Below are 5,738 nucleotides of genomic sequence, written 5' to 3'. Positions count from 1 at the left end.
TACGCGCTCACAGCGGCACGGGGGTGAGCAGGCGCCCGGTGGTCATGTAGTGGTCGAGGTTGCGGTAGGCGAGGTCGCCCATGGCCTCGCGGGTCTCGTGGGTGGCGCTCGCGATGTGGGGGAGGAGCAGGACGTTGTCGAGGTCGCGGAGGGGCGCGGGGACCCGGGGTTCGTCGGCGAAGACGTCGAGGGCGGCGCCCGCGATCCGGCGTTCGAGTAGGGCGGCGACCAGCGCCGGCTCGTCGACCACGGAGCCGCGCGCGACGTTGACCAGGTAGCCGTCGGGGCCCAGGGCGGCGAGCACCTCGGCGGAGACCAGCCCGCTGGTCGCCGCGCCGCCGGCGGTCGCCACCACCAGGACGTCGGCCCAGGCCGCGAGTTCGAGCGCGGACTCGGCGTAGCGGTAGGTCACGTCGGCCACGCGGCGCCGCGAGTGGTAGCCGAGCTCGGCGTCGAAGCCGGCCAGGCGGCGCGCGATGGCGCGGCCGATCCGGCCGAGCCCGAGGATGCCGATCCGCTTGCCGCTGACCCTGGTGGCCAGCGGGAAGGCGCCTGACTCCCAGGAGCCGCCGCGCACATAGCGGTCGGCCTCGGCGAGCCGGCGCATCACGCCGATCACGGCGCCCACGGCCAGGTCGGCGACGCAGTCGGTCAGCACGTCGGGGGTGTTGCTGACGTCGATGCCGCGGGCTCGCGCCCGGACCACGTCGGTGGTCTCGTAGCCGACGCCGAAGTGGACGATGGCCCCGAGCCGGGGGAGCACGTCCATCAGCACGTTGGACACGCCGATCCTGGCGGTGGTCACGGCCGCGACCACCTCGCCGCCGCGCTCGGCGAGGAAGGCGTCGGAATCCGGCTGGTCGCTGAGCCGCACCGCGCGGTGCCGGCTCGCGAGAGCCTCGTCGAGGGAGGCGAGCAGCGGGCAGATCTGGAGGACCGTGCCGGACGGCGGCTCGGGGGTGCTCACGCCGCCAGGACCTTGTCGACCAGCGTCCGCAGGTCGTCGCGTTCCGCCGTGGTGAGGTCGGTGAGCGGGGGCCTGACCGGTCCGGCGTCGCGGCCGACCGCCGCCAGGCCCGCCTTGACGATGGACACGGCGTATCCGGCCCTGCGGTTCCTGATGGTCAGGTAGGGGAGGACGAACTCGTTGAGCTTGCGGTAGACGGTCTCGGCGTCGCGGGCGCGGACGGCCGCGTAGAAGTCGAGCGCGAACTCGGGGAGGAAGTTGAAGATGGCCGAGGAGTAGGTGGTGACGCCCATCTCCAGGTAGGGCAGCGCGTAGGTCTCGGCGGTCGGCAGGCCGCCGATGGACAGCAGCCGCCCGTCGAGGCGGGCGTGGACGCGGGTCATCAGGTCGACGTCGCCGATGCCGTCCTTGAAGCCGATCAGGTTCGGGCAGCTGTCGGTCAGCTCCTCGACGGCGTCGAAGCCGAAGGCGGCGTTGGCACGGTGGTAGACGATCACGCCGAGCCCGGTCGCCGCGCACACCGCCCTGACGTGGGCGACCAGGCCCTCCTGGGAGAGCTCGGTGAGATAGGGCGGCAGCAGGAAGACGCCGGAGGCGCCGGCGGCCTCGGCGTCCCTGGCCATCGCGACGGCCTGCGCCGTGCCGTAGCCGGCCGGCGCGATCACCGGCTTGTCGTCCGACACCGAGGCGACGGCGGCCCTGACCACCCGGCCCACCTCGTCCGGGGTGAGCGAGAAGAACTCGCCGGTACCGCCCGCCGCGAACACGCCGGAGGCCGGGAACGCCGACTGCCACGCCACGTGCTCGCGGTAGGCGTCCTCGTCGAAGGTGAGGTCCGGTTGGGCGTGGGTGACGGGGAAGCACAACAGGCCCGTGCCGAGGGTGGACCGCAGGGTCTCAGGGCTGAACGTGGTCATGGTGTCCGCTCCGGGTTCGGGGGAAGCTGCCCGGAGCGTATGGTCAGCAGTGATACCTGTCTAACACCAATAAGGCATTCACCGATACCTTGAAGGCATACCGCCCCCGTCCACTGTGAGGTTCCGATGCCGGCCCAGTTCACGCTCGAGCAGCTGCGTGGCTTCGTCGCGGTGGCCGAGGAAGGCCACTTCGGGCGGGCCGCCGACCGGCTGCGGATCACCCAGCCCCCGCTGAGCCGGCAGGTGCAGAAGCTGGAGCGTGCCCTGGACGTCGAGCTGCTGGTCCGCACGCCACGCGCCGTGCTGCTGACCGCGGCCGGGCGGGCGTTCCTGACCGAGGCGCGGCGGATCCTCAAGCTGTCGGACGCCGCCCCCGCGGCGGCCCGTAACGCCGCCCGCGGCGAGGTCGGCTCCCTGACCATCAGCTTCACCGCGATGGCCGCGCTGGCCGTGCTCGGCCCCTGGCTGCGGACCATCACCGGCCAGCTGCCCAGGGTGGAACTGAGCCTGGTCGAGATGGTGACCGGGGACCAGCTGGACGCACTGCTCGCGGGCGGCGTCGACATCGGCCTGGTCCGTGGGGTGCCGTCGTCCGACGTGCTGGGCGCCCGGCGGGTGCACACCGAGAGCCTGCTGCTCGCCTGCCCGCGCGGCCACCCGTTGGCCGAACTCGGCCGCCCGCCGTCGCTGGCCGACATCGAGCGGCACGGGGTCATCACCTACCACCCGGTAGTCAGTCGCTACCTGCACGAGCTGGTGATCAGCGTCTTCCGGCAGGCCAGGGTCGAGCCGAGCTACGTCCAGCGGGTCGCTCAGGTGCACAGCCTGCTGGCGCTGGTCAACGCCGGCCTCGGTGTGGGCCTGGTGCCCAGGACGGCGGCGCGGCTGCGGCTGCCCAACCTGGCGTTCACGGAGGTCGACGGGGTCAGCCCGGACGTCGTGGAGACTCACTGTGTGTGGCGGACCGATCACGCCAACCCGGCGCTCGACGCGGTGCTCCGTCTGACGGCGTCAGGTGCTGACCGAAGTCTTGACGGCCTCGGGGCGCAGCCCTAGCGTGCGTCTACACATGCAGACGTCGGACGCATTTATAGACAAGCGTGGGTAGTTGAGTGACTCGCCCGCGCGGATCGCGCGTCCCCGGCGGTACCACTAAAGCTCTCCGGAGAGACGATGACGAGGAAGTCTGCCGTACCTCCCACCCCTTCCCCGGGCCGGGCCCGCGCGGCGCTCGCCGCCGTCGTCTCGACCACGCTGCTGCTGACCAGCGCGTGCGCCGTGGCGAACAGCGGCGGCGGGGGCGACGCGGGCAGCGCGGATGGCGACACCCTGCGCATCGTGCTCGGCCAGGAACCACCGACGCTCGAGCCCTGCGAGTCGTCGCTGACCTCGACCGGCGTTGTCGTCCGCTCCAACATCACCGAGCCGCTCGTCGAACGCGACCCCACGACCGGCGAGCTGCTGCCGCTGCTCGCCACCGGCTGGGAGCAGTCCCAGGAGGACCCCACCACCTGGACCTTCGACATCCGTGACGGCGTCACCTTCCAAAACGGCGAGCCCTTCACGGCCGAGGACGCCGCCTTCACCATCGACCGGGCGGTCAACTCGGACCTGGCCTGCAACGTCGACGGCTACGTCTTCGGCGACATGGAGTTGGAGGCCACGGCCACCAGCGACACCCGACTCACCGTCACCACGGGCGAGGCCGACCCGATCCTGCCGCTGCGGCTCAGCTTCGTGGAGATCGTCCCTCGCACCACGAGCACCGAGGCCAAGGTCCGCGAACCCGTGGGCACCGGCCCCTACGCCGTCGCCGCCTGGCAGACCGGCGTCTCCATCACCCTGCGCCGCAACGAGGAGTACTGGGGCGAGGCGCCCGCCTACGCCACCGCACGCTACGTCTGGCGCTCCGAGTCCAGCGTCCGGGCCGCCATGATCGAGCGGGGCGAGGCCGACATCGCGACCGCCATCGACCCCGAGGACGCCACCGAGGGGAACTCGGTCCCGTACCCCAACAACGAGACGACGGCCCTGCGCCTCGACGGCACCGAGGCCCCGCTGGACGACATCCGGGTCCGCCGGGCCATCTCCCTGGCCATCGACCGGGACGGCATCGTCGACACCCTCTTCGACGGTGAGGCGGACCCTGCGGCCCAACTGGTGCCGAGCGGCGTGGTCGGCTTCAACGACGAGCTCAGCCCCACCCCCTACGACCCGGAGGCCGCCCGCGCCCTGGTCGAGGAGGCGGCCGCCGACGGCGTTCCCGTCGACCGGCGCATCACCCTCATCGCCCGCAACAGCCAGTTCCCGCGGGTCGCCGAGACCGCCGAGGCCCTCCAGTACGAGCTGGCGGAGATCGGTCTGAACGTAAGGATCCGCATGACCGACACCGCGGCGCACCTCCAGTACCAGCTGCGCCCCTTCCCCGAGGACGCCGGGCCCATCGCGCTCCTCATCATGCACGGCAACCAGGCCGGCGACGCGGCGTTCACCGCCAGCCAGTACCTGCTCAGCGAGGGACCGCAGTCCACCTTCGGCACCCCCGACCTCGACCGGCGGATCGCCGAGGCCGACGCCCGCTCGGGACCTGACCGACAGGACGCCTTCGCCGACGTCCTCTCCTACCAGGACGAGACGGTCGCCCAGTACGCCTACCTCGCCCACATGCGCGGGCTCCTCGGACTCGCCCCCACGGTCGAGTACGAGCCCGATCCCGCCACCGGCGACGAGATGCGGCTGGCCGAGGTGCGGCCCGCCGGCGACGCCCGAGCCGGAGACGAGGGCTGACGATGACCGTCTTCCTGCGCAACCGCGTCATCTCCAGCGCCATCCCACTGGTCTTCGTGGTGCTCGGCGTGTTCTGCCTCGCCCGGCTCGCCGGCGACCCCGTCGACCTGTACCTGCCGCTGAGCGCCACCGCGGAGCAGCGCGCCGAGTTCGCCGCCGCCAACGGCTTCGACCAGTCGATACCGGGCCAGCTCTGGGACTACCTGGGGCAGATCGTCCGACTCGACTTCGGCGAGTCGCTGCGCACCGGCCAGTCCGCCGCCGACATGGTGCTGACCGCGTTCCCCGCGACCCTGCAACTCGCCGCCGTCACCATGCTGATCGCGGTCCTCGGCGCCGTCCTGGTCGGCAGCGTCGCGGCCTACCGGCCCAACTCGCCGGTCGACCGCTTCTCCAGCCTGCTGGCCATGACCGCCGCCAGCATCCCCGACTTCTGGTTCGCCATCGTCGGCGTCCTGGTGTTCGGCGTGAGCCTGGAGTGGCTGCCGACCTCCGGCGTACTCGGCGGCCCCGAGGTGTGGGTGCTGCCCATCGCCACCCTGCTGATCCGCCCCTTCGGCGTGCTGGTGCAGGTGGTGCGCGGCAGCATGGTCGCCGCACTCTCCGCGCCCTACGTCAAGGTCGCCCGCAGCAAGGGCGCGAGCGAGCGGCGCGTCGTGTTCGGGCACGCCCTGCGCAACGCGACCACCCCGGTCCTGACCGTCGCCGGCGACCTCACCATCGGTCTGGTCAACGGCGCCGTGGTGGTCGAGACGATCTTCGGCTGGCCCGGCATCGGCAAGCTGATGATCGACTCCATCCTCCAGCGGGACTTCGCCGTCCTCCAGGCCGCCGTCCTGCTGACGGCCGTGACGATCTTCGCCCTGAACATCGTCGTCGACGTCGCGCACGCGCTGATCGACGCCCGCGTCCGCCAGCCGGTCACGTCGTGAGCGACGCACGAGCGGCCACCGGGCCGCGGATGTCGACCGGGAGACCGAATCGCCGCTCGGACGGAGAAGCGAACGGGCGAACGCTGTGAGCAAAGGAGCCACGATGACCACCACCGCGAAGCCCGCGACCGGCGC

General features: G+C 72.0%; 5 protein-coding genes. 3 read left to right on the top strand and 2 right to left on the bottom strand.

Annotation, left to right across the window (positions count from 1 at the left end; genetic code table 11):
* Positions 1-7: 7 nt before the first annotated feature.
* Positions 8-967 carry a 2-hydroxyacid dehydrogenase gene (locus E1265_RS32725; RefSeq protein ID WP_243741276.1) on the bottom strand — a complete coding sequence of 320 codons (960 nt, stop codon included), beginning with the start codon at positions 965-967 and terminating at the stop codon, positions 8-10.
* Positions 964-1,884, bottom strand: a complete 921-nt coding sequence (gene kdgD / locus E1265_RS32720; protein WP_132934589.1) for a 5-dehydro-4-deoxyglucarate dehydratase — start codon at positions 1,882-1,884, stop codon at positions 964-966. Before kdgD ends, E1265_RS32725 begins: the two co-directional genes overlap by 4 nt.
* A 126-nt stretch (positions 1,885-2,010) precedes the next feature.
* Here kdgD and E1265_RS32715 point away from each other — a divergent pair, with 126 nt between their 5' ends.
* The 3 genes from E1265_RS32715 to E1265_RS32705 all read left to right on the top strand — a co-directional run bounded on the left by E1265_RS32715 (position 2,011) and on the right by E1265_RS32705 (position 5,603).
* On the top strand, positions 2,011-2,940 hold the full coding sequence (locus E1265_RS32715; RefSeq protein WP_132934588.1) for a LysR family transcriptional regulator: 930 nt from the start codon (positions 2,011-2,013) through the stop codon (positions 2,938-2,940).
* Positions 2,941-3,057: 117 nt separating this feature from the next.
* Complete coding sequence (locus E1265_RS32710) at positions 3,058-4,671, top strand: ABC transporter substrate-binding protein (RefSeq protein ID WP_132934587.1); 1,614 nt, start codon at positions 3,058-3,060, stop codon at positions 4,669-4,671.
* A gap of 2 nt (positions 4,672-4,673) precedes the next feature.
* Complete coding sequence (locus E1265_RS32705; RefSeq protein WP_132934586.1) at positions 4,674-5,603, top strand: ABC transporter permease; 930 nt, start codon at positions 4,674-4,676, stop codon at positions 5,601-5,603.
* Positions 5,604-5,738: the final 135 nt, after the last annotated feature.

Source organism: Streptomyces sp. 8K308, assembly GCF_004348315.1.
Lineage (GTDB): Bacteria > Actinomycetota > Actinomycetes > Streptomycetales > Streptomycetaceae > Streptomyces.
The sequence above is the reverse complement of the archived record's forward strand: the minus strand, read 5'-3'. Positions and strand labels throughout refer to the sequence as shown.